The sequence below is a fragment of the uncultured Ellagibacter sp. genome (assembly GCF_934617235.1).
Lineage (GTDB): Bacteria > Actinomycetota > Coriobacteriia > Coriobacteriales > Eggerthellaceae > Ellagibacter.
On record NZ_CAKTTZ010000002.1, the window covers coordinates 61,586 to 88,504 of the forward strand.

Below are 26,919 nucleotides of genomic sequence, written 5' to 3' on the forward strand. Positions count from 1 at the left end.
CTTTCTCTCTCGTCTCAAATAATCGGAAGGTAGTTAACGCTCTGTATCTTTATGCCTGCTTCTTCTCACGCGCCTTAAGCACGAACAGAAGGGCCAAAGAACCAAGGAAGAGAACAATGCCGACAGCCGCGAGCAGGCCCGTGCATGCGCCCCAGCCAGCCGTTGCAACGACCGCGCCAACCGCGGCGAACAGGATGCCACCGACGCACTGGCCGCAGCTCATGAGGGTGGAGGACACGCTCGCGAGCTCCGGACGCGGGGCGATTTCCGCGACCATCGTGAAGAAGATGGCCGGCACGACGCCGTTCGACAGGCCGAACACGATGAGCCACGGAGTGAGCATCGCGCCGCTGACCGTGTAGGCCAGCGCGAAGCAGATACCGAGCACCGCCGAGCTGACGACCAAGATAGCCAGGCGGCCGGAATTGCTCTTCACCGCGTTCATGACGAAGCCGATTGCGATACCGCCAACGACGACCGCGATGTTCGCGACGTTGAGCATGCCGTTCGCGGCTGCCTGATCCATGCCCATGGTCTGAACCATGTAGAGCGTCTCGAAGTTCATGACGCACGCAGTGCCCAGGGCGAACGCGGCGAATGCAATCATGGCAACCCAGCAGGACAAGCTCTTGAAGCCCTCGGAGACCTTCGGCTTCGGTGCACTAGGGTCAGCCTCGTCTTCCAGGTAGGAATGCTGCGGATTGCGAACGGCGACAACCCAGATGACGGTGATGATCGCCATGAGCACGACGACGAACCAGAACACGTTGTGATAGCTCGACGGATCGGCCGTGTTGAAGAAGAATCCGGACGTGCCCATGATGAACATGGAGCCGAGCGGAACCCATACGGAGAAGATGCCCATCGGCACGCCGCGCTTCGAGGGCGGGAACCATTCGGACACGAGCACGGGAACCACGGTGCCGATGCAGGCGTAGCCCACGCCCTCGATGAGACGTCCGACAACCAGAAGCTCATACGATTGCGCGAACGCGCTGATGATTGCACCGACAAGCGCGCATCCCAGCACCATGAGCGTCGATTTCTTCGAACCGAACTTCATGATGATGGTTGCAGCCACGAACGCCAGGACAAACCCGACGTAGCCGTTCAACGACATCAGCGTGCTGAGCGCACCGGTGTCGATGCCCAGCGCCGGCAACACAAGTGACGCCGTTGCAGGAAGTTTGTTGTTGTTGACCGAGATAAGGATGGACGCGACGATCGCGATAATCGCGACAAGCCACGCGCGGCCTGTTTGATTGATCTCGGACTTGCGAGCCTCTTCGCTCATTTTCAACCCCTCTTTTTCTCTCATGGGCGGGTTGTTGTCTTGCCCGCTCCGCTTACCCCTCTTGCTCACAAGCCTTGGCGAACGCCTTGCTGATTGGCCTGCGATGGTGCATGTCGGTCAGCCCTTGCCGACCGAACGACACGTACTTTAGCGACCGCTCGCAGGCAAAAAAAGACCGTTTGAGACAGGTATGCCGTCGTGTTTTTCCCGTGAGACAGATGCGGGGAGATGTCGCATCTTTTGAGAGAGATTGCGGAGAAAAAGAGAAGCCGTGCGACCTTGTTTCGCGGTCGCACGGCTTCCCGGTGTTGTTGGAAGGCTTCGAGAAAATAGCACGCGAGCTGGCCTTATGGCGGCGAGCGAACTGGTGCTGCGGCTCTTCGCGGGTTGGCCCGCGGCACCCATTCCCCCTAGTCGAGCGCTTGCGGCGGCAGGGGGGCGTTGAGGCTTTTGTGCACGTTCACGAGCGCGTCGTCGGGGCGATAGAACAACCGCAGCGCCAAGAGGGGCTGGCCAACCTGGAAGATGTTGTCGTCAATCGCCGTGCGCATGGCATCATCGAGCGCGTCGAGCAGCGAGTCGAGCGGCGCGACGGGCACGCCTTCGCTTGCAAGGATCGCATCGACGTCCTCACGATCGATAGGTCCCTGTCCGGTTTCTGCCACAAGACGATGCATCTCGATGGTGCATTGCGCGAGATAAACCGGCGCCACCAGCATCGACTTCATGTAGCACGCCATGCCGAGCGCCGCCTTCCCCGCCTTCCATTCCACATACGCGAGCTGGTAATACGCAAGCGCGATCTCGTCGGGCTGCGTGGCGATCTCCAAACAGCGCCTGAGCATGCGCGAGGACGTGGACATGTCGCCCATGAGCATGTACGCGCGCGCCGTCTGGCGATACGCGGGCGTATAGGTGGGCGCAACCTGGATGCAGCGCAGGCCGAACTGCACGGCTTCCTCCGCGTGGTTGAAGGACTCCTCGAGAAGGCGCACCGACTCCAGATAGCACATGGCCAAAGACGACGGCAGCAGCTCGACGCGTTTTCCCTCGTCAGCATGAGGAAAGGCGAGCCCGCTGCGCCAGGGCGCGCTTCCCTGCCGCTCGCGGTTGTAGATGATGCGCGACGCATAGGAGTCGAACATGCGATGGACGGCCTCGGAGTTGTCCGCGAAGCGCTTGGACTCCTCGGTTTGGCGAATCGTGTCACGCAGGATCGATGCCGCCTTATGCGGGTCGGTTTGCGCGACGGCTCGCGCCTGCCTGAGCGCATTCAGGTAGGGGTCTTCCCCTATGAAGCAGCTGACCAGCGCATTTTGATCGTGCGGGTCGAGTTTTCCCTCAAGAAGATCGGTCATGAGGCGCGTGCAAGCCTCGAAAACGCGCGGGTCGTCAGCGGCGTTCTGCTCCGCCTGCGCAAGGCGGATGGCCTCGGTGGTGCTCGTCGCGCGGGCAATCGCATCGGCGAGCCGCTCGCCTGCGTTGCGCAGCTGGGCATCTGCGTGAATTCTTAGGTCACGAAGCGATTCGGCGCCGAACGCCTTCGCCTCGCGCGGGCCGAAGGCAAGCGTGCCCACCTCGGGAAGCTCGCCGCGGACACGCCGCGCATCGGCGGAGACTGCGTCGTCGAGCGAGAACCCGTCTGCATCTTTGCCGAAACGCGCCCTGCATTCCGCGAACAACGACGCGGGATCGCTTTCGAGCGCCTCGCGGAAACGGGCGCTTTCGCAGATGTTCCTTGAGAATGTCACCTGGTAGAGAGGGTGCGCATCGCGGCTGTCGCCGTCGAGGGTTCCGCTGACGTTGCTGCCAGGCTTGACGACGATGCTGCCGTCTTCGAGCTCAACGATGATGCTGCCGCCTTCGAAGTCGTCACCTTCGGCGCTCGCGCCGCCGTCAAGCGCGCCGTCACTTGCGTCACCAAGCTCATTGTCGCTCGTGTCGCAACCGACCCCACCACCCGCACCGTCAAGCGGGTCGCCACCGGAGGCAGCACCGCCGGCGGTCGCCAGCTCTCTCGCGCACACGACGACCTTTTCGATCGAGCAACCCGCATGAAACGCGGCGGCGGCAAGCATCATTCCCACATGCTCGGCGTAGCGCAGCGCCATCCGCTCGCGTTCGTCATCTGCAAGATCGATCCAGGTACCCGCCTGCAAAGAGAACATCCGCTGCGGCATGAGCTGCGCAGACGGCACGACCGCATCGAAGGCGACCGTGCCGGCGCACACATCGACGCGATACTCGACCGCAAAGCGAACAGGCAATTGGAAGCGCTCGATCGATTCCCCAATCAAACGACGGACATCCCATTCCCCCGCCCTATTCGGCGCCGCGGCGTTTTCATCCGCAGGGTGCGCAGGGTCGGGCGCCTGCGTCGCGACCACCTCGAACAGCTGAGCTTCGACCGCCCCGCACGCATCGATTTCGGAGAATTCCCCATCCGTCCCGTCGCGACGAACGTCACCCAAGTCGTCCTCGAGCGCTCGCGCAATGAGCACGAAGCGGTTGATCGCCGACTCGATAGCCCAAATCGTCTCCTCGGGAATTCCGTCGTCGCCTTCCCCGCGACCGATGAAATACGTATCGGAATAGCGCTTCGCCCGAACGAAACGCAGCGACGGAGCGTTCAGCTCATCGGCTTGGGCGCTCGCCAGCACGCCCATCGCGTTCGCATCATCAAGCCAACTCGCAAGCAGAAGCGCGAGCGCCGGAGGCCGCATCGCGGGATCGAGAGCCGCCGAGCGGATATCGCGCAGGGCGTCAAGCAAATCGTCGAAGGGCGTTTCGGAATCGAGGCTTGCCATGATCTCGCTGAGACCGCGCGCCGGAACCCTCGCGCCGCCAAGCAGCGGGCGGAAGGTGAACGCGAAAAAGCAGCGGGCAAGAACCTCGTAATAGGTAAGGTCGCTCGAATGAGCGCCGAAATCGCACCAGGAATCGAAAAGCGAGTAGCGGCCATTTTTCAGGGAAAAGCGCGAAACCTGGCGCACTCCGCGTTTGTCGCGCAGCTGGACGGTGCCGCGAATCTCCTCGTCACGCTTGAATTTCGAGCGAGGCGTGACAAGCGTGCCGAAATCGGTTGGGGATTTCCCATCCCAGGGTCGTGAGAACAGGATGTCGGGATCGCGTGCCGGGGGCGCGAAAAGCGGGCGGTCAGTCACGAACGCGCGGCCGTAGCAATCGACGTATCCCCAGATACGGAACTTGTTTTCCGCGATGAACTCAACCAGGTAGAGATCCCCCGCAGAAGGGGTGATGGAGCGGTCGCGGATCCAACCGAACGATGAGGTCGACGCGGGACCATCGGGCAGAGGCATGACCGCATCGGGCAGCACTTGAAGGCGCGTGCCGAAAAGGCCGACCTTGCCATCGATGCGATATACGCCGTCTCGTTCCGCCTCGCAATGAGCCATCAAACTTCCTTTCCTCTTGGGGAAAGGATAGCACTGCGCAGCGCAGATGCCCCGCTCGACGAAGCGCAATGTCGATACGAGCGACTCGGTGCACGGCAAAGGCGAGATTCTGGCACAAAACCGTCCCCGCGAAAAAAATGCGGCGGCTCGATCGAACCGCCGCGCGAAGGGTATTCGAAGGGAACTTAGTGGTGGTGATTGCAGGCCTGGTCAGCAGACATGATCGGCGCTTCGCCAGCCGCAACTGCTCGAACCGCATCGCCCACGATGGGATGCTCGGCGTCGTAGTACACGGTGATGCCCGCCTGGTTGAAGCCCATGAGCGGACGCATGCCCATGCCAGCAGCAACGATTGCGTTGCAACCGGCGTCGGCGAGCAAGCCCACCGGACGCAGGCAACCGCCCTCTTCGTGCGGCGGATTCGCGACCATCGTCGCCTCTTCGGAAACCACGCCGTCGACGATTTCGACCACGGTGAAGCAGTCGCAATGGCCGAAGTGGCCGGAACGCTCCGCATTGAGTCCAGCCGCGCCCATCGTCGGCACAGCGAGCTTGATCGAGGTAGTCATCTTGCCTTCTTTCTTCGGGAGCTCCGTCCCGTTTCCCCGCATGCCGCGCAGTCAACGCAACCCCCGTCGCGGCCATGCAACCAACTCGTTTCACGGAGTTCAAAATACTCCAGATATTGAGTATTTTACCGCGACGACTGCGTTCTAGGACGAATGGCGCGAATATGTCTCTAAATGACACTTAATTACTATCATATCAATCGAGATATAGAGGTCGGAAAGAGGCCGCGCACGTTGGTCGAGTCGGTACACTCGAGAAGGAAGCCCAGTTAGTCCAAGGACGATAACCGCAAAACGCAGGGAAAGATTCCGCTCCCCGCAGAGAGAGGCTTAAACCGTCCGCAAAACAGGCGAGCCCCTCCGCCACAGATCGCGGAGGGGCTCGGGTTGCGCGCCAAACGTCAGCGAGCAGAAATCAGCTGCAACTCTATTTCAAAAGGCCCAGGTCAAACGCACGCAGAAGAACCATCGCCGCACGCTCGCGGGGAACATCCTCGCCCGACAGAAGCACCTGGCCCGCATCGGTGTCGTAACCCTTCACAAGGCCCTCGCCAGCTGCCCAGTTGACGTACTTCTTCGCCCAATCGGACACGGTCGCCCCGTCCACGAACTTCGACAGATTGTCGTCCGCCGCATCGATGTCGCCGGACTTCGCGGTGAGGCGAGCCAGAACCGTGACAAGTTGCTCGAAGGTCACGTTCTCCTCCGCCGCAAAATTCGCCGAACCGTCATCGAGGATGAAGCCCGTCATCACGCCCTGCTTCACGGCCCAGTTGGCAGCGGCGGTGTAGTACATGCCGTCAGCCGACCCCGCCATTCCGGTCTCGTCCTTGGCCGTGGTCGCATCGTAGGACGCTGCCTCATCGGGGCAAGCGTTACGCCAAAGGATCGTCGCCAGCTGGCCGCGCGTCAGCGTGTCGCCGACGCCGAACAGGGTGGTTCCGGCATAGCCCGTCATGAGCCCCTTGCCAGCAACGAACGTCACCGCAGGTCCGTACCAAAGCGAGTAGTCGACATCGGTGAAAGTAGGTACCACAGGCTCGGCCGCCGCCTCGGTCGTGAACTCCTGCACGGCAGTGCGCGTCACGCCACCCTTGTCGTTCGTGACCACCGCATACCAACCGTACTTGGTGCTCGGCGTCAGCCCCTTCCAGGTGAAGGAGACATCCCCCGACCCCGCCGCAGCACCGATCTCGGTCGCGCTTTCCACGTTTGCGCTGATCGCCTGCGTGGTCAGGCTCTTGTTCAGGTCGTCGGCGCTCTTCGTGAACGGCACGTCGAGCTCCACGATGTCCTGGTTGAGGTACAGCGTGCCGGCCGCATACGAGCTCTGCTTCGCGGTGTCGTAGTAGTTGAAATCATCGCGATAGGGGGAATACGAGTTCACGTAAATCTTGTTGTTCTTCAAATCGAAGTACAGGAACTTGAGGTACTCGCTGCCACCCTCGGGATCGGACTGGTAGTCGGTGCAGATCTGGTACACCGTGCGCTCGTTCACGCCGTCGCCGTTGTCGTCGAACGAGCTCGTCTCGATGGACGACCCATGGTAGTGCCCGTTGAGCACCGCGAACACGTTCGGGTTCTTCGCGACGACTTCCTCCTGCAAAAGCTTGCCGGTGTAGTCGAGCAGCCCCGCGCCCGTTTCCTTCACGTTGGCGTAGCGATGCAGGCAGATGATGGCCTTGCGATCGGGGTACTGCGCGAGCACCTGGTTCATCCAGTTGATCTCGTCGGTGTAGATGTCCCAGCTCATGTACAGGACCAAGAAGTCCTGGCCATTCTCGGAAAGCAGGTCGTAGTGGCCGAGGTTGTTCTTGTACGAGCCGCCGTACCAGGGGTTTCCGTTGTAGCGGTCCTCGCCGAAGTACTTCCAGTAGTTGCCGTAGCCTTCCATACCCGCATAGACGTCATGGTTGCCCGCAAGCACGCCGTTGGGGATGCCCGCGTCGTCGAGGATCTTCATGGAGTGGTCGGCGTTCACCCATTCGCCGCCCATGTCCACATCATCGACGATGTCGCCGGTGTGCATGACGTAGCGGATGCCGAGCCTCTGCGCGTTGTCAACGATCCACTGGTTCATGTTGTCGTAGTGGTAGGGGAAGCTTTCGGCGTAGTACTGGGTGTCGGTTTCCCAAGCGAAGGAGAAGTCGTAGCTCTCGGGAAGGCCCGTGCCATCCCAGCTGGACTGGGCCGCCTCGCCCGCCCCGTCGAGGGACTGCAGGGACACATTTTCCGTGAACACGGACTCGTCGGGAAGCGCCGCCGTCGGATAGCCTTCGGTGGCAACCTGCTGCACGAGGATCACCGCGTTACCGTCGCGCAGGTGGTCGGCCGCAGCAAACTCGCCGGTCATCTCGCCACTCGAGTCAGCGGTTGCGACTTTCTCCCAGCCTTGCGTCGTGAAGTTGTAGGCGTACATCATGATCGGATGGGCGTCATCGACGTTCGACGCCTGGCCCTTCCAGGAAAGCGACACGACATCGCCCTCGGCGGCAGTGCCCACCTTCGCCTCGAACAGCTGCGCCGGGAACGAGCCGTCGTCGGTGGTCGTCTGATTGGTCGACGCCGCAACGATGTCGTCAGCGGAAAGCGTGCGGCCCTGGCGGAAGCTCACGTTGGCGGGGTCTTCGCCCACGTTAACCGTCAGGTTCGCCGTCGTGGTCCCGATGCCGTCGCCGTCAGAGTCGACGGTCACGTTGGGGTCATTGTCCTCGACGGTGAATTTCACCTGCGAGGTCGTGGTGTTGCCAGCCTCGTCGACCGCGGCGGCGGCGAGCACGTGCTCCCCCACCGCGAGCTTCTGCGGGTCGATGGCGGAGGGCAGCGCGAGGTCTTCCCCATCGAGCGTAGCGGCGACCGACTTCAGCCCGTTCGCATCGCTCGCGATCTTAGAGGGGTCGAGGGTGACGGCCTGATAGAGCGGCTTGCCATCCTCAATACCCAGGTCAATCATCGGTTTGGTGTTGTCGACGATGACGTTGGCCGAAGCCGTGCCCTTCTCGCCCTGCGCGGTCACGGCATGCGTGCCGTCGGCAACCTGCGAGGTGTCCCAATCAAAGCCCATGGCCGTAGCGTCCGCCGCAGGAATCTCGAACGTGGCATCGAGGTGAGTCTCCATGCCCGCGGAGTCGCCGATGGTGTGCCATACGCCGAGCGCCGTGCTCGTGTTGGTCTTCTCGTTGTCGGGCGCGATGCTCACCGGCAGGTAGCTCTTGCCATTCGCGAGCTTCATCTGCAGGCCGGACACCTTGTAGTCCTCATGGTTCTCGCCGAACACCGAGGGGTAGAGCGTCTCCTCGAACGGCGTGCCCGAATCGCCCGCCCACAAGGTCAGCGTCACGTTGTAGGTGTTTTTCTCCGCGTTGTAGGTGAAGTACTTGTTGTCGATATGCACCGCACGCGACGTCGGGGTCTCACACCACGGCCCCAGGATGGTGATGATGTCGCGCGAGTTGTCGCCGTAGGGCGCGGTGATGGCGTTTTTGAAGTAGCTGTCCATGCCGCTCGTCTGCACCATGAACCAGGCGCCGTTCTCGAAGGTCTTGCGCGAATCGGTGACCTGAGTGCCGTCAACGGAGATCGTCGTCTTCGCGTTGTCGGAGCCATCGTTGGCGGTCACCGTGGTGGTGCCGGAGACAACAGAGCCATCCTTAACCGACAGGCGCATGCCCTCGGTGTCGTTCAGGCGGTTGATCTTCACCGTCTTCTCGTCGGTTTCGCTCATGCCGTAAAGGGAGTAAGCGCGCACCTTGTAGGTGACCTTGTCGTGGCCAAACAGCACGTCAGAGGGGATTTGCATCATGAAATGCCCCAGGCGCCACTGGGTCTTCTGCTTGACGACGGTCCAATCGGAGTCATCGTCGAGCTTGTAGAGCACCTCGGTACCGAGCAGGTACGGACGCGTCTTGAGCGCCTCCGCGCCGCCAGGGTAGTTCGTCGGATTGTCAGCGCCCGACGCGTTCTCCTTGTTGTCGGTGAAGGCGTCGCGACGGGCATCGCCCGTGGCACCGAGCAGAAGATCGGTGTCGTAGAGCACCTTCAGCGTGTCGCCCTCGTCGATGGACTCGGGAACGGTGTAGATGTCCTGCGTGTTCTCGGCAAGCGTCGGGGCATGGCCGTCATCTTCCGGATATCCCGGATAGCCCTGGAACTTCGCCGTCACCGGGCTTTTCTGCCAATCGGCGACCTCGCCGGGCGTAGCGGCGGAAACCTCGACAGGAAGCGACGCGTTCGTCGCCGTGAGCCCGCCCGTGCCGACCGGCTCGCGATCGCCCGTGCCGCGAGGATAGGTGTACTGCAGCGAGGTGTCGCGGTTGCTGCGCTCGGCCGCATTCTCGTTGAAGCCCGCCACGGTGAACGCGTCATCTTCCGTGGTGCCGAAGCGAATCCAGCGAGCTTCGGAGGAGTGCAGGCCCGCGTAGTTCACGCGCACGATGTCCTTGCCCTCCTCGAGGCTCGTACCGTAGAAGTTGTTGAAGTCCTCGACCGTGGTGCCGTTGCTAGACAGGTAGTACACCATGGTCTTGCCCGGCTCGAGATAAGCCGTGAAATCGTCGAGCGACCAAACCTTGCCATATGCAGAGGCCGTCTGATCGGGGTAGTTGTAGTAGTAGAAGATCTTGAAGTAGCTCAGGTTGATGGGCTTGTCGGAAGCGTTGTACACCTCGAAATAGGAATACTGCTTGCCATCGGTGCTCTGCGGGTTGGCGTGCACCTCGGTGATGTAGTAGGGCGCCGCCTTCTCCGCGACGGGCACCTGCGCGGTGATCGGGGTCGTCTGGGCATCCGTGCGCACTTCGTTGCCGGTGTTGCCGTACGCGGTGACATACCACTCGACACTTTCGCCGAACAGCTCGCTCGAGTCGATCGCGCCTGTGAAGGTCTTGCCGTCTCCGGTCGGCTCAAGCGTAACCGTCTTCTCATCGGACGCCTTCTCGCCGTAGTGCTGCTTGTAGTGCAGGTTCACGAACATAGGCGCCGACGAACCTTGATAAGGAACCTCAGCAGTTACCTGGAACTGACCGTCGCCAGTTGCGCTCGCCTTCTCGATTTTCGCCTGCTGATCGCTCGCGTTCGAACGCTGCGCCGGAATCTGGTCGGCGGAAACCGAACCCGGGGTCGCCTTCGCGAGGCCGTTGTCGACGCACTCGCGGCCGGAGCCGGGATAGGTGTACTGGATGCCTTGCTTGTCGGGATTACCCGCGGGAATCTCGTCGCCGTTTGCGTTTGACCAGGCACCGACCATGACGGCGTCGCTGTCTTTGCCGAAGAAGTAGCCGCGCTTGTTCGTAGTGTGGATGCCCGAATACGGCGTGCGGATGATGTCCTTGCCTTCGACGAGGTTGGTTCCGTACGTCTTGTTGAAGTCGGCGAGCGACGTCTCGTTCTTCGCACCGCCCATCCACAGGACAAGCGTCTTACCAGGCTCGATGATGACGTCGGAGCCCTTGCTGCCGTAATCGATGCCCAGATGCTTATCGGAGGAGCTGAACACCTTTCCCGTGCCCATGCCTCCCTCGTAGCAGTAGTAGTACACGTAATCTTTGAAGTTGATGGGGCTGTCGGAGTTGTTGTACACCTCGACGTAGGTGTACTTCCCCTTGCCAGGGGAATCAGTGACCACTTCCGTTACCAGCAGCGGAGACACCTGATCTGAAGCCGCCTGACTTGAAGTCGTTTGGCCTGAAGCCGCCTGGTCCTCCCCCGCGCTGCCTGCAGCTGCTGCCGCCGCCTGTGCGGTGCCGTCCGTTGCATCGTCTCCAGACCCGTCGGCAAATGCCGCAGGCACCGGTACCGCGAGCGACGCAGCGAGCGTTGCGGCAATCACGGCGTTGAAGCATCGTTTCATACTTCCGCTTTCCTCCTCTTTCGCATGATTATTCGCGTCCGCGCGCACTGCGGGCACAACTGATAAGTGTGGCCAACCAACGTAAGGTCGGCATCAGGCGAAGGGAAGGTTTGGGCATTGCTTTCGCAAGAAGCACGTTAAGCTCTGTTAAGGAATTTACAAGGCGGGGGCGGCGTCCCGATTTGCGGCGTATCAGGGGGACAGCGCCAGAGCCCTTCCTGCTTCGCCGACAACGGGGGCGGCGTCCCGATTTGCGGCGTATCAGGGGGACAGCGGAAGCGCTCGAGCGCGCCACGGATCCTCCCCTCTCGGAGTCCCATTACAGCCTGAGGTAAGCCGCCGATAGGATTCGGTGGCAAATCATTCGGCGCATTGCCTACGATGCGGACAATGCGCCGAATCTTCCTCCCCGGGCTCCTCGACCCCCCCGCAGAGTCCCCCTACTTAGCCAACTGGCTCTTTCTCGAAAGGCAGAAAGCCGTAATCAGTGCGGCGCACGGAACGGACACGATAATGCCGATCGATCCAGAAAGGCCTCGCAGGATTTCGATTCCGATGGCATATTCGTTCCAATACTCGAAGTACGGCATCGCGTAGGCGTAGATGATCACAAGCGTGTTGACTGCGCCGCCGGCGAACGCAAGGATGAGCGTGTGCGTCATCGTGCCCATCATGTCGCGGCCGACGGTCATCCCCGACTTGAAGAGCTCGCGCATGGAAAGCGCCTGGTTAGCGGCGTGAAGTTCGCACTCGTGCGAGGTCACCGACATGGAAATGTCCATCACCGCGCCGAGCGAGGAAATGAGAATCCCCGAGAACAGAAGACCCGACACGTCGAGTTTGCTGTTCTGCCCAACGTAGGAGAGCGTTTCAATCTCGCTGACGTTCAACCCCGAGATATGACCCAGCGAGCCGAACACGCTGGCGACCAAGCCGGCCACAAGCACACCCACGACCGTAGCAACTATCGAGCAGAGCGTTTTTGCAGACCAGCCGCCGATAAGGTACATGCCGACAATCGTCACGAGCACCACCACGAGCACGGCGGTCCAAAAGGGCGACGCGCCGCTGTAGACCATCGGCAGGTACAGGAAGAATATGCAGGCGAAGGTAAATGCCAGGCCGAGCGCCGAGAGCGTTCCCGAGCGCCCGCCTGCCACGCAGAGCAAAACGAGGAACAACCCCACGAGTGCCCAGAGCACGATCCCGCGGTCGTAGTTGTAGACCGTCGCGACCAGGGAACCATCTTGCCCCTGGTTCACCAGGACAATCACCTTCAGGCCCGGCGAGCAGAACGCGCCGGAGTTGTTGGAGTACGGGCTCGTCGCCTTCGCCTGCTGCCCTGCGTATTGTCCCGACGCAATCGTGAGGAGCACCGTTTGGTTCCCCTGCATCTCGCCCGAGTCGCTCAAACTCACGTCGCTCGAAATGACCTCGTCAACCGTCGCTTTCTCGAACTCGCTTCCCCCGGTCGGCCGCAGGGGGACGCGATCGATTCCCGAATTGAACCACACGAGGAACCCCGCGAAGGCAACAAGCAGGATAGCGAACACGGCGACGGCGATGCGAGAGCGGCGCGTGGGGCACGCAGCCGACAGCTTCCCCAAGCGATTGGATTTCACGGGTTTACCCCTCTTCACTAGGCAACAACCGTTAAACCCTATCGGGAAGGGCAGGCGCAGATGGAGCGCGCACGAACTCTTGAGGAGGATTTTTCCCGCACCTTACGTTGAGGCAGGTCGTGCTGCGCCCGCGTGAAGCTTGCCGCGCATCTCGCGCCGGGCGGAGACATGGGCGCTCGTGATATTGCAGATCGCGACATAAGAAGCCCCTCCGCACAGTTCAAACTGCGATTCGGAGGGGCTTGAAGAGAGCGCGAGCAAGCGCTGGCCGGACAGCTAGCGCACTCGTTGGCGAAAGGGGCATGAGCACCCTGCGAGCCGTCACGCCGAAAGCTGCCCGGCAAAAGGCCGAGCGCCCAAGCGCAGCGTCACGCCGAGCGCCGGGACCTATTCCTCGCCCTGCGCGCGCTGGGAGTTCTCGAACGTGAAGCGGCCCATCTTCACGCCACCCAGAATGTGGATGTGGAAATGCTTCACCGTGGTCGCGGAATCGGGACCAGTGTTCACCACCGTGCGGAAGCCGGACTCGCGCACGCCCTTGATCTCAGCGACCTTCGGGACGACCGACATCATGTGGCCGAAAACCTCCTCGGGCACGCCGTCGCACATGTCGTCGTAGTGCTTCTTCGGCACAAGCAGCGTGTGCACGGGCGCCTCGGGCTCGATGTCGTCGAACGCGAAACAGATGTCGTCCTCATAGACCTTGTTCGTGGGGATTTCCCCGGAGATGAGTTTGCAGAACAAGCAATCGTCAGCCATGTCGGCTCCTTTCGATAGCATCACGTCAGGACTAGTTTACAGGTACTTCACGACCAAATCGCCCATACCGGCGCAGTTGACCACCTTGTCGGCAGGAGTGGTGGCATCCTTCAGATCGCCCGTGCGCCACCCGTCGTTGAGCAGGTTGGTCACCGCGCGGCGGATGTCATCGGCAGCATCGTTCATGTCGAAGCTGTAGCGCAGCATCATCTCGACTGAGAGAATCTGCGCGAGCGGGTTCGCGATGCCCTTGCCCGCGATGTCGGGAGCGCTGCCGTGGGAGGGCTCGTAGAGTGCGGTGCCGTCGCCCAAGCTGGCGGAGGCGAGCATGCCGAGCGAGCCTGTGATCTGGGCAGCCTCGTCGGAGAGGATGTCGCCGAACATGTTTTCGGTCACCACAACGTCGAAGTCGGCGGGACGGTTGATCAGCTGCATCGCCGTGTTGTCCACGAGCAAATCCTCGATTTCGACATCGGGGTACTCGGCCTCGCCGATGCGATGCACGATCTCGCGCCACATGCGGGAGGTCTCGAGCACGTTGGCCTTGTCGACGCTCGTCACCTTCTTGCGACGCTTGCGCGCAGCCTCGAACGCCTGGCGCGCGATGCGCTCGATCTCGTACTCGCGGTACTCGAGCGTGTCGTAGGCACGCTGGCCCTTGGCGCCGTTGGTGCCCGCACCTTCCTCGTCGTAGAAGCGCTCGCGCTTGCCGAAGTACAGACCGCCCGTCAGCTCGCGCACGATCATGAGGTCAACACCCGCGATGACCTCGGGTTTCAGGGTGGAAGCACCAGCGAGCGCATCGAAGATCTGCACGGGGCGCAGGTTGGTGTAGAGGCCCAAGCCCTTGCGGATGCCGAGCAATCCCTGCTCAGGGCGCGGCGCGTTCGGGTCGGTCGTATCCCACTTCGGCCCGCCCACCGCGGCGAGCAGCACGGCGTCGGCAGCCTTCGCGGCGTCAAGCGTCGCCTGGGGAAGCGGCTCGCCTGTCGCATCGATGGCGGCGCCGCCGATGAGCGATTCCTCGCACGCAAATTCCGTGTCGTACTTCGCGCCGACAGCGTTTAGGACCTTCACCCCTTCCGCGATGATCTCGGGGCCGATGCCGTCACCTGGCAAAAGGCAAATGTTGTACTTCGTAGTCATAATTGCATGCCTCTTTCGATAAGCGTTTTCTCGCACCCGCCTATAGTAGCGCAGCGCAACGGTAAGGAAGGGTCTCACTCGGATTTCCCCGCGCAAACTCGCGAAACGGGAAAACGTGGCCGCGACGGCAGCGGGCAACTGAACCGCACGCCCGATTGGGGCGCACGCCAGCCAGTAAGAGCATGCTGCCCCGACCACAACGGCGGCGCGAATTGGGCCATAGGGGTATTCCCGAGCCCACACTCGCTCACGCATACTTTCAGGCGCAACCCAAATGCTAAGGAGGCTTCATGGAAGATTTCTTCGCCATCAAGTGTCGGAATTGCGGCGGCCCCATGTATTCCCATCAGGCAACTCGCAGCTTCGAATGCGCGTATTGCGGGTCGAGCGAGCCCTGGGGAGAAGGCGCGTCCGACCAAGATTCCATCGTGAAGTTCCGCCACCAGCCCCTTCAGATGGTAAACGGCCTGATCAAACTGCCGCAGGTGTCGCGTCTTGAGCCTCCGAAGGAATCCGACTGGTATTTCTTCAAACCTTACTGGCGCAACATGTCCCTCACCGAGTGGATCTTGAACGAAGACCCCGCCACGGCAGGCGAGTTCGAGCGCGCGACGACCGTAAGCATCCCCTGCCCGTTTTGCGGCGCGGCGTTCGAAGGCGAATCGACGCAAAGCGTGTTCGAGTGTCCGTCGTGCGGGAACAAAATCGGCGCCACCGACCTGCTGCAACCCGGCACCTTCAGCAAGTACCTGTCCATCGGGACGGGCTCGGAATACATTCCTGACCAGGCAATTCCCTGCCGCATATCCGAGCAGCAGGCGCGCGCCAACGCGCGCGAGCTCGTGCGGCAGCATCCGGACATCTTCGCAGGCCACAATGTGGAAGACGCCATCTCAAACCAGATGATCCTCGCATATGCCGCCGTATCGCTTGCCGACCTGCGCATAATCGCGTCTTATCCCGGCAAGAAGCTCCAGAAAGAGACGCTCGTGCTCTTCGAGGTGCTCGACTGGGTCTACCCCAAAACACGCATGTTCGACCTGGCCCTCATGAACCTTTTAGAGCCGTGGGATTTCTCGGCGGTTGCCCCCTTCGACCCCGCCATGCAAGAAGGGAATTTCCGCGTGGCGGCCGTCGAGGCTTTCGCGAAGGACAGCGTCATCATCGACAACCTGGCGCTCAAGATTGCGATAAACGACGCGGAGGAGGCGCTCGGCCTGAGCAAGAAGAGCCTCCGCACCTGGACATACAATGTGAGAAAGCACACTTCTGGGCTGATGCTCGTACCCATTTACTACGTCGACAGGCCCGCCTCGGACGGACGCGAGGGCGAGCAGGTTCGCATCGCCGTGAACGGCCAGACGGGGCGCGCCGCCGCCGTGGTGTTCAGCGAGACGCGCGAAATCCACGTCGTCGCGCCGCTCAACTCGAACCTGCACCTCTCGGGCGAGAGCACCGTGCACGCAACGCCCATCGAGATTCGCTACGTGAAGTCGCCTTTCCTGCACGAAATCGTCCGCATCGGCGGCAACGGTGGCGGCGGCAACGGTGGCGGTAGTGGCGCTCCGCAGGCAGAAGCGAAGCGGGAAGGGGCCCTTCGCGAGGAGAAGATCAAGAAGCAAGGATTCTTCTCGAAGATATTCGGGAAGTAGGCCGCTGGGCGACAAACACTTGCAGGGAGGGGGCGACCAGGGCAAACGATGGCCTGGTCGCTCCTTTGCGTTGCCGAACGCCCTAAGACCGGAGGCCTCCAACTCGACCCCTTGGCACGATCTCTCCCAACAGGAAGCTCTTATCAGGGCGCAATCGAGCGAACACCCGCCCGCACCTCAGCCAACCCCAGGCGACTACTCCCCCAGAGCCGCGACAGCACGCTCGAGCCGGCCGCAGGCATCCTCGATCATGGCCTTCGGGCTCGCGAGGTTCACGCGAACGAAGCCCGCGCCCTCGGAGCCGAACATCGTCCCCATGTCGAGCCAAAGCTTCGCGTCATGCTCCACCAGATGTTTGAGCTCGTCGTCGCTAAGCCCCAGGCCGCGACAGTCGAGCCACGGCAGGTACGTGCTCTCGAGCGGCACGAGCTCCACGCCCGGCATGCGCGAAACCGCCGCTTCGAGCACGGCGTAATTCTCGTCAAGCACGCCCTTGAGTTCGTCGAGCCATTCTTCGCCCTGCTCATAGCACGCCTGCGTGGCCACGACGCCGAACACGCTCGGCTCGTCGTAGCCCGTGCGGTCGAGCGTGCGCCTGAATGCGGCACGCAGGTCGGGGTTCGGGATGAAGATGTTCGACAGCTGCAACCCCGCCAAATTGAACGTCTTGCTCGGCGCCGTGCAGATGACGGCGTTGTTGGCATAGCGTTCTCCAAGCGAAGCGTACGGCACGTGCACATGACCCGCGCGCGCGAAATCCGCGTGGATCTCGTCGGCGACCACGATCACATTGTGGCGCAGGCAGATGTCGCCGATGCGGCGCAGCTCTTCTTCGGTCCACGAGCGCCCCACGGGATTGTGCGGGCTGCACAGGATGAACAGCTTCGCGCCCGTCTTCTCCAGCTCGCGCTCGAAGCCCTCGTAGTTCATGGTGTAGCGCCCGCCCTCGTAAATCAGGGGGCTCGTGGCCATCTTGCGGCCGTTGTCCTCGATCATCATACGGAACGGATAATACACGGGCGGTTGGATAATCACGGCATCGCCTGGCTGCGTGAACGAAGTCACGGCCATGGCCAGGGCAAACACCACGCCGGGCGTCATGACGAACCACTCGCGCGCGGGGCGCCAGCCATGGCGGCGTTCAAACCATCCTTGCACCGCCTCGTAGTACCCGTCGGGCGCCATCGAGTAGCCGAACACGCCGTGCGCCACGCGATCCGTCAGCGCCTCGATTGCGGCGGGCACGGTTTTGAAATCCATGTCGGCAACCCAAAGCGGCAGCTCATCGGCGGTATGCCCGCGACGGCTCCACGCGTCCCACTTCAAGCTGCCCGTGCCACGGCGCTCAATGATCGTCTCGAAATCGTACTTCGTCATGCGAATGCTCCATTCACTTGCGCACGCAAGGCCGCACCTGGGCGCACCCGTCCCAGGCGAAACGCACGACCTTGGTGATTTTTCCTCCCTTGACAAGGTTACCCTATTGCCTGTCCCAAGTCGGCGATAAGGTCCTCCGCGTTTTCAAGACCGACCGAAAGGCGCAACAGGCGCTCGTCTATTCCCAGCTTGTCGAGCATCGGTTTCGGGATGGAGCCATGCGTCTGCACGAGCGGGTACGTCACCAGGCTCTCCGTCCCGCCGAGACTTTCCGCAAAGAGGATGAGCCGCACGCGCTCGAGCACCGCCAGCGCGCGTTCGTGCGTGTCGACCTTGAAGGAGACCATCGCGCCGAAACCCGTTGTTTGACGACGGGACAAGTCGTAGTCCGGATGATCGGGGTCGCCCACGTAGAACACATCGGTGACATGGGGATTCGCTTTCAGCGCCTCCACAATGCGCTGCGCGTTGCCCTCTTGTTGGCGCAGGCGAACACCGAGCGTCTTCAGGCTTCGCAGCATAAGCCAGCTGTCGAACGGGTCGAGCTGGTTGCCCTCGCTCATCGTGGCGTTGAAAAGCGTCTCGAGCAGTGCGCCGTCGCGCAACACGAGAAAGCCCGACAGCACATCGTTATGCCCGCACAGGTACTTCGTGCCGCTGCAAACGACCACGTCAGCGCCCAGTTCGAGCGGCTTTTGGAAATACATGGTGAGGAAGGTGTTGTCCACTGCAAGCACGGCACCGTGCGCGTGGGCAGCCTCGGCGACGGCGGCGATATCGGCCACCTTCATCGTGGGGTTCGTGGGCGTTTCCAGAAACACAAGCTTCGTGTTCGGCTTGAACGATGCCGAAAGCACGTCGGAATCGGTAAGGTCGACGTAGTCGAATTCCAGCCCGTACTGCGTGTAGATGTTGCTGAACAGGCGATACGTTCCGCCATAGAGGTCGTCGCTCACCAGCACATGGTCGCCCGAGCGCAGAAGCTTGAGCAGCGTGGTGATGGCCGCCATTCCGCTCGAAAATGCCATGCACTTCTTCCCGCCTTCCAAAAGGGCGATGGTGTTCTCTAGCTCCAGGCGCGTCGGGTTCCCGCAGCGGGAATAGCAATAGCCAGTGGATTTGCCCCAAGCAGGATGGGCGAACGTCGCGGACTGATAGAGGGGATAGCTGATGGCGCCCGTGCGCGCGTCTGCGCCCTCGTAGCCATGGACCGCGATGGATTCCGCGTGCCAACTAGCGTGTTTTTCCTGGTCAATGCCGAGAAGCCCCTCGATTTCCCCAGCCATCGCCTCGAAGCTTGAGTCGTTCATGCAGCCTGCGTTCCTTTCCTCGATGTCGTCTTCCGCAAAGGGCAAACGCTCGGAAAACGCTAGCCACCCCAGCGGCCTCGTCCATGCGGGGCGCGCAAAGACCGAGGCACAACAGCTCGCAGAAATCTTGAGGCTCTCGCCCACACTACACGGCACGTGCACCCAATCCGCGCCAACCCATTGCGCGCCGGGCCCTCGCAGGATGACACGCGCTCCTGACCTGCGCAGCACAGCATGTCCGGCCCACGCAACCTCCACCACGCACCGCTCGCGCAGAAGCAGGACGGCACGTGCGCCCGACCTGCGCCAGTCCGCCGCGCGAGCTACGCACGCAGAGGCAGGACGGAGAAGCCAGCATTTCCCTAGTAAGTTTATATGGTTCTAATACGAGTGATTAGTGTATCGGAGAATCGCACTACCTGAATGGAAATCAGATAACTCTGGTATTCGCTTTTCAGAACACCAGTTATCAGGTGGAAAATCATTGCCGCATTTGCGGAAAGACAGCGTCCGATCAGCAGAGAGGCAAGTCCGTGGTCAACTGGACGAGTTGTGCGACGTTTTTTCGCCCGATTCTCCCCTTCATGATGGCTTGGAGCGTCCTTCGAGAGCAAAGCCCCAGGTCAACTTAAAGCAAGTTGGATTATTCTGAGAAATGGCAGCGCACAACTCGCTCAGTTGACCACGAACTCGGGGTTGTGCTCCCTGGAGACGCCCGAGAAGCAACTCACTTGCTCTACAAGACATCTTGGAAGCAACATGCTCGCCCCGCGGGGTACTTCCGTAGTGGCATCTTTGCCCCACGGTATCCGCAACCTTCGGCGAACATCGTCGCCGCCTCCCCTTTCTCGTATCCGAGAAAGGGGAGGCCGTTCACGTCCGGAAGACGGGAGGCGGCCCGTATCTGGAAAGCATGGAGCAGTGCAAAATCAGGGAAACGGGAGGCGCCAGGTTAAACTGAAGCAACCGCCGCCACCGCGCACCTTCCCGCAGCGCGAACCGCCGCCTGCCGCCCCTTCACCTTCGTTTGCGTCGCCGCCTCTTTGCCCTTCTTTACTTCCCCAGCACCTTCTTCGTGCGGTTGATCAGGCCGCCTTCCTCGATAATCTCGCGAATGAACGGCGGGAACGGCTGCGCCTTGAAGGTCTCGCCCGTCGTAGCGTTCGTGATGACGCCCGCATCGGCGTCGACATCCACAACGTCGCCCTGCTTGATGGCGTCGACCGCCTCGGGGCACTCCATGATGGCGAGACCCGTGTTAATCGAGTTGCGGTAGAAGATGCGCGCGAAGCTCTTCGCGATGACCACGTCGACGCCCGCCGCCTTGATGGCGATCGGCGCATGCTCGCGAGAGCTGCCGCAGCCGAAGTTCTCCTCAGCCACGATGATGTCGCCTTTCTTGACCTTCTTCACGAAGTCAGCGTCCAAATCCTCCAAGCAATGCTGCGCGAGCCACTCGGGCTCGGACGAATTCAGGTAGCGGGCCGGAATGATGACGTCGGTGTCGATGTCGCGCCCGTAGCGATGCGCGGTACCCTTGAAATGCATGAGTGGAACCTTCCCTTCCCGTTAGTCCAAATCTTCCGGCAGGCCGATGTGGCCCAAGACGGCGCTCGCCGCGGCAACGGCCGGCGAGGAAAGATAGACCTCGCTCGTCGGGTCGCCCATGCGGCCGACGAAGTTGCGATTGCTTGTAGAAATCGAGCGCTCACCTGCGGCGAGGATGCCCATGTAACCGCCCAGGCACGGACCGCACGTCGGGGTGGACACCGCGCAATTGGCGTCGAGGAAGATATCCATGAGCCCCTCGGCGATGCACTGCTTGTACACCTGCTGCGTGGCGGGAATCACGATGCAGCGCACGTCGGGGTGAACCTTGCGCCCCTTGAGCACGGCCGCGGCCTGGCGCATGTCTTCCAGGCGGCCGTTCGTACAGCTACCGATGACGGACTGGTCGATCTTCACGTCGCGGGCCTCGGCGACCGGGCGCGTGTTCGACGGCAGATGCGGGAACGCGACCGTCGGCGGAATATCGGACGCCTTGATCTCGTACACCTTCGCGTACTTCGCGTCGGGGTCGGAATGATACTCGGTGTAGGGGCGCTCGGTGCGGCCGTCCATGTAGGCGCGCGTGATGTCGTCCACCTCGATGAGGCCGGCCTTGCCGCCAGCTTCGATCGCCATGTTGGAGATGGAAAGGCGCTGGTCCATCGAGAGGCTGCGAATAGCGCTGCCCGTGAATTCCATCGCCTTGTACAGCGCACCGTCGACGCCGATCATGCCGATGATGTAGAGGATGATGTCCTTGCCGGTAACTCCCGGGTTGAGCTCGCCGTCGATCTTGAAGAGCAGCGTCTCGGGCACCTTAAACCACGCCTTGCCGGTGGCATAGCCAACCGCGGCATCGGTGGAGCCCACGCCCGTGGAGAACGCGCCAAGCGCACCATAGGTGCAGGTGTGGGAGTCGGCGCCGATGATGAGGTCGCCCGCGCCCACGACGCCCTGCTCAGGCAGAAGCGCATGCTCAACGCCCATGCAGCCGACTTCGTAGTAGTGCGTAATGCCCTGCTCGCGGGCGAATTCGCGCACCTGTTTGGCCTGCTCGGCGCTCTTGATGTCCTTGTTGGGAACATAATGGTCGGGCACCAGGGCGATCTTCGTCGGGTCGAACACCTTCTCGACGCCGATCTTCTTGAAGTTCTTGATCGCGATGGGCGACGTGATATCGTTGGAAAGCACGAGGTCGAGATCGCATTCGATCAGCTGCCCCGGCTCCACTTCATCGAGATGCGCATGGGCGGCCAAAATCTTTTCCGCCATGGTCATGGGACGTGCCATGTTGACTCCCTCTTTCGTGCAGTTGAACCGTCTGTAAAACCCGCACATTGTAGCACTCCCGCCAGGTCGCGAAGTTCATCCGCACGTAAGATGCAAATTGCGACGAAGCCCGGGAAGGCGAGAGGGGCGCGCGGGAAGACAAGAAGGGTTCACGGGAAAGTGCACGGGAGGCGGGAGAATCGAGCCCTAGGGAGCCTCACGACGAAGCGCACAAACGCAAGTAAGCTGCTAGCTTATCTAATCAATCGATACGTGTTGGCTCCTTGACGACCATCGGGAAGAAGGTTTTCCTTCACTTCAATGTAGCCCTCGTTGCACAGACGGGTAATCGCCCGATCGACCGTTTTCGTGCTGCTGTGAAGGTGCTCGGCAAGTTGGCGCTTCGACTCGCTCGTCCCATCCTGGTCGACGGTTCGGAAAGCGATATAGCCAAGCAGGCGCTCCTGCATCGGGGTAAGATGCTCGCGCTGGCCCTCCGTAGGCGTTTCTGCCTTCGAAACCATGATGTCTCCCTTTGCTTCGTTCGTTTCTCGTCCGTTTTTACGTCGGTCGCAATCTCTTCGACGTTGCTGCCGAACGCGAGACTGAGAACGGAAACAAGCGACGTCATGAAGCAACGTTCTTCGATCCCGAGCGACAAGTTTTCCCAACATTCAGGCAACTGTCGGGCATTATGTCATGTTCGATATCCGCAAGGCAAGAGCAATTTCCTGAAATTCGGCGGATTTCAGGTATTACTTGAAGCCCCAGGTAGATTACTAATCGAATTCCCGACTCACCAAGGCGCTCAAACGCCTTTCTGTCCCATTTTCGGCACAGCAAGAGGGCTGTACGCTTGCTGTCATTCCCGATACGGCAATGACAGCAAGAGCCTCGTGCGCAGGCAACCCCGTCCCCAACACAGCGGGAGAGACGCACGCTGGCCCTCTCACGCCGAGCGCAGCAAGAGAGCCGCACTAAGGCGGCCCTCATTCGATTTCTTCGATTGTCTCGCAGCGAACCCCCATTCAAGAGAGATGCTGCAGCCCTTCGCGCAAGACGCGCAGCGGGCAGCACTTAGGCAGAGCGCTCGCCTTGGGAAAGCGCGGTGCACAGAGCGTCGAGCAGCGTAATTGCGAAGTGCTGGGCGCTGCGGCCCTCGCCTGCGTCTTCCCATACGCGACCGGGAAGCTCGATGGCGATGCGGCGCGGCGTTGCCTTGCGAGCAGCGGAGATGGCCTGCTCCAAGCGAAGCGGCAGCGTCGCCTCGTCCTCGTAGCTCACGCGCGGCACCTTCTGCACGGCCTCCTCCTCGGGAAGCACAATGTGCACCAGAAGCATCGACTCGTCAGGTGCGACTAAAAGCGAATCCGCTGAGAGGATCTTCGACTGAGGATTCGTGGCAAGTGAGAGATTCGACATGCGCGACGCGACGCTGCGAGCGAATCCCTCGGTGCCGAACAGGCACAACGCGTTCCGCTCGAGCACGCCCGCCGCGCGCGCGAACCCAAGATGCACGATTTCATGGATAGCAGCCTTGCCGACCCACGAATGGTGCAGGTTCTGGATGGCGGCATAGGTGTACGCGCCCGCGATGCCGTCGGAGGGAAGCCCAAGGTTGAGCTGGAACTTGCGCAGTGCGTCTTCGGTATGGGCCCCGAAGATGCCGTCGATCACGCCGCAGGCGAATCCCAGCGCAGAAAGAACCTGCTGCAGCTCGCGGACGTCGCGACCATGGAAGTACGGCATGCGCAGGTAGAGCGTGCGATCGCCCAGGGAGAAGGTCGCGTCGACGAGCGCCGACCACACCTTCTCGTCGATCTCCTCAGCCGCAGGAAGGCCCGACTTCACGCAGAAGGCGCGCACCGCGGCAACCGTCGCATCATCGAAGACACCGCTCACGGCGCCTTCTTCAAGGCAATCTGCGGCAACAAGGCGCTGCTGCACGTCTTCGACCGCCGGCCCTTTGTCGTTTCGTTTAATCCTATCCATGAGAACCGCCTACTTCAATCTGTTGACGAACCAATCGGCCATGGAGATGAGCAGCTTCAGCGAATCGGACGGCTCGACAAGGTCGACCAGGCGATTCTTGGCAGCGTTCGTGAGATTTTCTGCATAGGTGCGCGCGTACTCGATAGAGCCCGACTCGACCATGATCCCCACCGCCTCGGCGAGCACGGCGGGATCCTTCTCCTTGGAAGAGAGAATCTCAATCAAACGATCGCGCTTCGGGGAATTCTGCAGCGCATGGACAACCATAAGCGTGCGCTTGCCCTCGGTGATATCGTTGCGGAAGTCCTTCTTGGTGGACTCTTCGCTGCCGATAAGGTTCAGCAGGTCATCTTGAATCTGGAATGCGAGGCCCGTGTCGAGACCATACGAGCGCAGCGCCTCGATTTGCTGCTCGGTGCCTCCACCCACGATGGCACCGACAGCCAAGGGGACCGCGCCCGAATAATGCGCAGTCTTATGCGTCGCCATGACCAAGTAGTCTTCAGGCGTGATGTCGTAGCGGCCATCGCGAGCCCAGCCGATATCGAGTGCCTGGCCCTCGATGGTGCGGCGCGTCATTTCGATCAGCTCGCTCACAACGCGCACCTTCACCGCGTCGCTGAGCAGCGGGTCGTTGATTACCGTACCGTTTACCAGGGACAACGCAAGGTCACCCATGTTGATGGCAAGGCCTATACCCTCCGTGAGGTGCAGGCACGGCTCACCACGGCGCAGCTCCGCCTCGTCGGCGATGTCGTCGTGAATGAGCGCGGCCGTATGGAAGTGCTCGATAGCCGCCGCAGCGCTCGTGGCAAGATTCATATCCCCGCCAACCGCGCGACACGCCGCATAGCAGATGAGCGGACGATGACGCTTTCCGCCGTTTTCGCTATAGCGCTTCAGCGGGTCGTAGAGGTAGCGATCCATATCGGGATGCGACCCCGACGGGATATAGGCATTTAGGATATCCCCAATTTTGGACGCGTAGCGACCCAGGTATTCCTCAAACGAGGAGGGGGGCTGCTCGGTCAATGCGATGATGTCGTTGATGGTTTCCATGCGGTCGGTGAATCGCCTGTCTTCGTAGTTCGAACGTTGCTGAAAGATCAAATCTGGTAGGGGCGGTGGGACTCGAACCCACAAGCCTTGCGGCGGCGGATTTTAAGTCCGCTGCGTATGCCAATTCCGCCACGCCCCCGCGATTTGCTCGTGCAAATCCTATCACAAGCGCGATTTTTCGCAGGCCTCATGCGAAGCAGCGAGCGTAATACCATGGAGAATGTCCGTTTCGCTCACCGTAAACGCATCAATGCCGGCGAAATCAAGCACTTCAAGCAAAATAAGAAGCCCCGCAACCATAACAGGTGCGCGCTTAGGATCGAGTCCTATCACCTGCTCTCGCTCGACAAGCGGCAAGGCGGCCAGGCGCTCGTACACCTCGAGCAAGGCCCGCTGCGAGACCTGCGCCTTGTGAACGCAAGCGGAATCGTAGACTTCCATACGCTCGCGAATGCTGACGACGGTCGTGGCCGTGCCCGCCACCGCGATGACGCGCTCGAGCTCGGGCAGCTCTTTCGCCTGAGCGGCGAACCAGGAAGCCATCTGATCGTGAATCCACGCGCGCGCCTGGGCGAGTTCTTCGGGTGCAGGAGGGTCGCTCGCCAGGAATCTCTCAGTCACCCGACGGCATCCCACGTTGAAGGAATTCGCGCATTGGGGCGATGCGCCGCCCGTCCCAATGACGACCTCGGTTGAGCCACCGCCCACATCGACCACCATGAGGCGCTCGCCCGAAAAGTCGATCGAAGCGCCCGAAAACGACAGGGCGGCTTCGCGAGTGCCGGGGATGACCGACAGCTCGATCCCCCGCTCGCGCAGGCGTGCCGCGAAATCGTCGGCATTGCGCGCGTCGCGGGCGGCCGAAGTCGCCACTGCGATGGTGCAAATCACGGGATGCTCAGGTGTCGAAAGCGAATCGCGAACGGTGAGGAACCTATCGATAGCGCACACGACGCGGTCGATTGCCTCGGGTTTAAGCTCGCCTGTTGCATCCACCCCCTCACCGAGGTTGGTGATGGCATATTCCCGCGTGAGCTCGCGCAGCCCCGATTCGTCCACATCGGCAACGAGCATACGGCAGGTCACCGTCCCGATGTCGATCGCGGCATACCTTCCCAAGCGCATTACTTCTCCCCGAAGATCGGGTCGAGCAGCTTGGAGTACCACGTTTCAGGAGCGGGAACGCTACCAGGCACGATGCTCGCCGTGAAGGTCGAATCGTCGTCGAGGTCGAGGCCGTACACGGTGACGGCGTTTTCGCCCTTCGAGACCCAGCCGAATTCCTGATGCGCACGATCTTCCACGCCTGCGTCGGTCGAGAGCGCGTCAACCGTTGCCTGAATCGAATCGTTGCGCTGCTCGATGGCGGCGTATTCCGCCTGCAACTGATCGCGCTCGCGCACGGAGTGGTAGAGCTGCGCCGCCGAAGGATAGAGGAACGACACGGTGAACACCAGGCAAAACGCCGTGGCAGCCACAGCGACGAACCAAGGACGCGTCACTAGGCGCGATGCGGACGTGCGCGATCCTTCGCCGCGGGAACGGCGAGACGCCGACGAGGAGCCTTCGTTTTGCATACGAGCGGAGCGCCGGTGCGCCGAGCCCATTTCCCCCTTGTACACCGCAGCGCGCGAGCCGCCTTCGCCAGAGGCCGCGGCGTTTCCGCTGCCACCGTACTGGCGCGTGAACTTGCGATCCGCCTTGTCCTTCGCGCGCTTGCGCTTGAGTGCCTCGAAGCGGGAAAGCCGCTCGGGCTCGCGCTCTTGCTGCTCCGCGTCGACTTCTTCAGAAGGATCATCCCAGGCGAGCCGGCTGTTTGCGTAATCATCCTCGAAGCGCGAAGTGCAGGCGCGCCCGTCAAAGGAATCCCTGCCCGAAGAGGAGCGTCGGGAGTCGTACAAACGCGGACGGGATCGGGTGCCGCGGGCATCGTCGTACGAACGCGAGCGAACCTCGCGCGTTCCCTCATCCGAATAGCGCAAGCGCTCCGCCGCGCGGGCGGCATAGTCCGCCTCGCGGCGCGAACGAGCAGCCGCGCGTGACTCCGAACGTTCGCGG

General features: G+C 61.6%; 17 protein-coding genes and 1 tRNA gene. 1 reads left to right on the plus strand and 17 read right to left on the minus strand.

All coding sequences use genetic code 11. The features are described 5' to 3' along the window. Window positions 1–49 precede the first annotated feature (49 nt). From Q0G85_RS00795 to leuB, 7 genes are all read right to left on the minus strand, one after another. Complete coding sequence (locus tag Q0G85_RS00795; protein WP_297153783.1) at window positions 50–1,294, minus strand: CynX/NimT family MFS transporter; 1,245 nt, start codon at window positions 1,292–1,294, stop codon at window positions 50–52. A 410-nt stretch (window positions 1,295–1,704) separates the two neighbouring features. After that, window positions 1,705–4,710 (minus strand): M48 family metallopeptidase, encoded by a 3,006-nt coding sequence (locus tag Q0G85_RS00800; RefSeq protein ID WP_297153786.1) that lies wholly within the window; start codon window positions 4,708–4,710, stop codon window positions 1,705–1,707. A 185-nt stretch (window positions 4,711–4,895) separates the two neighbouring features. After that, window positions 4,896–5,279: a NifB/NifX family molybdenum-iron cluster-binding protein gene (locus Q0G85_RS00805; RefSeq protein ID WP_297153789.1), complete on the minus strand. Its 384-nt coding sequence runs from the start codon at window positions 5,277–5,279 to the stop codon at window positions 4,896–4,898. Between the two features lie 427 nt (window positions 5,280–5,706). Further along, a complete protein-coding gene (locus Q0G85_RS00810) occupies window positions 5,707–11,127 on the minus strand; it encodes an S-layer homology domain-containing protein (RefSeq protein WP_297153791.1) in 5,421 nt (1,806 codons plus the stop codon). A 440-nt stretch (window positions 11,128–11,567) separates the two neighbouring features. After that, window positions 11,568–12,749 (minus strand): YibE/F family protein, encoded by a 1,182-nt coding sequence (locus Q0G85_RS00815; RefSeq protein WP_297153794.1) that lies wholly within the window; start codon window positions 12,747–12,749, stop codon window positions 11,568–11,570. Between the two features lie 387 nt (window positions 12,750–13,136). Beyond that, window positions 13,137–13,508, minus strand: coding sequence for a histidine triad nucleotide-binding protein (locus Q0G85_RS00820; RefSeq protein ID WP_276998092.1), 372 nt, complete (start codon window positions 13,506–13,508; stop codon window positions 13,137–13,139). Window positions 13,509–13,544: 36 nt separating this feature from the next. Further along, on the minus strand, window positions 13,545–14,654 hold the full coding sequence (leuB, locus tag Q0G85_RS00825) for a 3-isopropylmalate dehydrogenase (protein WP_297153798.1): 1,110 nt from the start codon (window positions 14,652–14,654) through the stop codon (window positions 13,545–13,547). Between the two features lie 290 nt (window positions 14,655–14,944). Between leuB and Q0G85_RS00830 the strand changes: the two genes are divergently transcribed. After that, window positions 14,945–16,306 carry a hypothetical protein gene (locus tag Q0G85_RS00830; RefSeq protein ID WP_297153801.1) on the plus strand — a complete coding sequence of 454 codons (1,362 nt, stop codon included), beginning with the start codon at window positions 14,945–14,947 and terminating at the stop codon, window positions 16,304–16,306. A 195-nt stretch (window positions 16,307–16,501) separates the two neighbouring features. On the opposite strand, the gene Q0G85_RS00835 is transcribed toward Q0G85_RS00830, so the two are convergent. From Q0G85_RS00835 to Q0G85_RS00880, 10 genes are all read right to left on the minus strand, one after another. Next, window positions 16,502–17,683: a MalY/PatB family protein gene (locus Q0G85_RS00835; RefSeq protein WP_297153805.1), complete on the minus strand. Its 1,182-nt coding sequence runs from the start codon at window positions 17,681–17,683 to the stop codon at window positions 16,502–16,504. Between the two features lie 98 nt (window positions 17,684–17,781). Beyond that, window positions 17,782–18,993 (minus strand): PLP-dependent aspartate aminotransferase family protein, encoded by a 1,212-nt coding sequence (locus Q0G85_RS00840; RefSeq protein WP_297153807.1) that lies wholly within the window; start codon window positions 18,991–18,993, stop codon window positions 17,782–17,784. Between the two features lie 1,053 nt (window positions 18,994–20,046). Beyond that, window positions 20,047–20,541 carry a 3-isopropylmalate dehydratase small subunit gene (leuD, locus tag Q0G85_RS00845; protein WP_297153810.1) on the minus strand — a complete coding sequence of 165 codons (495 nt, stop codon included), beginning with the start codon at window positions 20,539–20,541 and terminating at the stop codon, window positions 20,047–20,049. A 21-nt stretch (window positions 20,542–20,562) separates the two neighbouring features. Continuing rightward, window positions 20,563–21,831 carry a 3-isopropylmalate dehydratase large subunit gene (gene leuC / locus Q0G85_RS00850; protein ID WP_297153813.1) on the minus strand — a complete coding sequence of 423 codons (1,269 nt, stop codon included), beginning with the start codon at window positions 21,829–21,831 and terminating at the stop codon, window positions 20,563–20,565. A gap of 233 nt (window positions 21,832–22,064) precedes the next feature. Beyond that, the gene (locus Q0G85_RS00855) at window positions 22,065–22,334 is read right to left on the minus strand and encodes a winged helix-turn-helix transcriptional regulator (RefSeq protein ID WP_297153816.1); all 270 of its coding nucleotides are present in this window, start codon (window positions 22,332–22,334) and stop codon (window positions 22,065–22,067) included. Between the two features lie 553 nt (window positions 22,335–22,887). Then, window positions 22,888–23,802 (minus strand): peptidoglycan-binding protein, encoded by a 915-nt coding sequence (locus Q0G85_RS00860; RefSeq protein WP_297153818.1) that lies wholly within the window; start codon window positions 23,800–23,802, stop codon window positions 22,888–22,890. A gap of 9 nt (window positions 23,803–23,811) precedes the next feature. After that, window positions 23,812–24,861, minus strand: a complete 1,050-nt coding sequence (locus tag Q0G85_RS00865) for a polyprenyl synthetase family protein (RefSeq protein WP_297153820.1) — start codon at window positions 24,859–24,861, stop codon at window positions 23,812–23,814. Window positions 24,862–24,915: 54 nt separating this feature from the next. Next, window positions 24,916–25,000, minus strand: a tRNA-Leu gene (locus Q0G85_RS00870). A 23-nt stretch (window positions 25,001–25,023) separates the two neighbouring features. Beyond that, entirely contained in the window at window positions 25,024–25,986 is a 963-nt protein-coding gene (locus Q0G85_RS00875) for a Ppx/GppA family phosphatase (RefSeq protein ID WP_297153823.1), read from the minus strand. After that, entirely contained in the window at window positions 25,986–26,843 is an 858-nt protein-coding gene (locus Q0G85_RS00880) for a septum formation initiator family protein (RefSeq protein WP_297153826.1), read from the minus strand. The genes Q0G85_RS00875 and Q0G85_RS00880 overlap by 1 nt, the downstream gene beginning before the upstream one ends. Between the last annotated feature and the right edge of the window lie 76 nt (window positions 26,844–26,919).

Excerpts from the sequence above, each read along its gene's own strand:
- Q0G85_RS00830 (WP_297153801.1), top strand. The coding sequence starts at position 14,945 with ATGGAAGATTTCTTCGCCATCAAGTGTCGGAATTGCGGCGGCCCCATG.
- Q0G85_RS00875 (WP_297153823.1), bottom strand. The coding sequence starts at position 25,986 with ATGCGCTTGGGAAGGTATGCCGCGATCGACATCGGGACGGTGACCTGC.
- leuC (WP_297153813.1), bottom strand. The coding sequence starts at position 21,831 with ATGGCACGTCCCATGACCATGGCGGAAAAGATTTTGGCCGCCCATGCG.
- Q0G85_RS00835 (WP_297153805.1), bottom strand. The coding sequence starts at position 17,683 with ATGACGAAGTACGATTTCGAGACGATCATTGAGCGCCGTGGCACGGGC.
- leuB (WP_297153798.1), bottom strand. The coding sequence starts at position 14,654 with ATGACTACGAAGTACAACATTTGCCTTTTGCCAGGTGACGGCATCGGC.
- Q0G85_RS00855 (WP_297153816.1), bottom strand. The coding sequence starts at position 22,334 with ATGGTTTCGAAGGCAGAAACGCCTACGGAGGGCCAGCGCGAGCATCTT.
- Q0G85_RS00860 (WP_297153818.1), bottom strand. The coding sequence starts at position 23,802 with ATGGATAGGATTAAACGAAACGACAAAGGGCCGGCGGTCGAAGACGTG.
- Q0G85_RS00810 (WP_297153791.1), bottom strand. The coding sequence starts at position 11,127 with ATGAAACGATGCTTCAACGCCGTGATTGCCGCAACGCTCGCTGCGTCG.
- Q0G85_RS00865 (WP_297153820.1), bottom strand. The coding sequence starts at position 24,861 with ATGGAAACCATCAACGACATCATCGCATTGACCGAGCAGCCCCCCTCC.
- Q0G85_RS00800 (WP_297153786.1), bottom strand. The coding sequence starts at position 4,710 with ATGGCTCATTGCGAGGCGGAACGAGACGGCGTATATCGCATCGATGGC.
- Q0G85_RS00820 (WP_276998092.1), bottom strand. The coding sequence starts at position 13,508 with ATGGCTGACGATTGCTTGTTCTGCAAACTCATCTCCGGGGAAATCCCC.
- leuD (WP_297153810.1), bottom strand. The coding sequence starts at position 20,541 with ATGCATTTCAAGGGTACCGCGCATCGCTACGGGCGCGACATCGACACC.
- Q0G85_RS00840 (WP_297153807.1), bottom strand. The coding sequence starts at position 18,993 with ATGAACGACTCAAGCTTCGAGGCGATGGCTGGGGAAATCGAGGGGCTT.
- Q0G85_RS00805 (WP_297153789.1), bottom strand. The coding sequence starts at position 5,279 with ATGACTACCTCGATCAAGCTCGCTGTGCCGACGATGGGCGCGGCTGGA.
- Q0G85_RS00795 (WP_297153783.1), bottom strand. The coding sequence starts at position 1,294 with ATGAGCGAAGAGGCTCGCAAGTCCGAGATCAATCAAACAGGCCGCGCG.